The following is a 465-nucleotide window of genomic DNA, read 5'->3' as shown; positions in this document are numbered from 1 at the left end:
CCCGAAAATTCGTCACACCGGAATCGACGACAGGAATTCACGCCTCAGATCGACGTTCGTGTCGAAAACGCCGAGCATGCGTTTGGTGACCATGCGGGTGCCGTGCGCGTGGACGCCGCGCGATGTCATGCAGCCGTGCTCGGCTACAAGCACGACGGCCACTCCACCCGGCTGCAGGGCATCGTCGATGGCGCAAGCGATATCATCCGTGAGCCGCTCCTGTATCTGCAAGCGGCGGGCGCAAGCCTCGACAACCCTTGCCAATTTGGAGATGCCCACCACGCGGTTGACGGGCATGTAGGCGATATACGCCTTGCCGTGGATTGCCGCCATGTGGTGTTCGCAGAAGGAATGAAACGCTATGTCGTGCAGTTCGACCGCCTGATCATAGCCGCCGATCTCATCGAACGTCCGTTCGAGCAGCCTCACAGGATCTTGCCGATAGCCGGCAAACCACTCTTCATA

General features: G+C 59.8%; 1 protein-coding gene. It reads right to left on the bottom strand.

Annotated features, from left to right (window positions below; genetic code table 11):
• Positions 1-12 precede the first annotated feature (12 nt).
• Positions 13-465, bottom strand: a 453-nt coding sequence (gene folE / locus EN935_RS40015; RefSeq protein ID WP_164771926.1) for a GTP cyclohydrolase I, incomplete at its 5' end; no start/stop codon positions are given.

The sequence above is a fragment of the Mesorhizobium sp. M7D.F.Ca.US.004.03.1.1 genome (assembly GCF_003998635.1).
Lineage (GTDB): Bacteria > Pseudomonadota > Alphaproteobacteria > Rhizobiales > Rhizobiaceae > Mesorhizobium > Mesorhizobium loti.
Note: the sequence above shows the minus strand (reverse complement) of the source record. Positions and strands in the feature narration are given on the sequence as shown.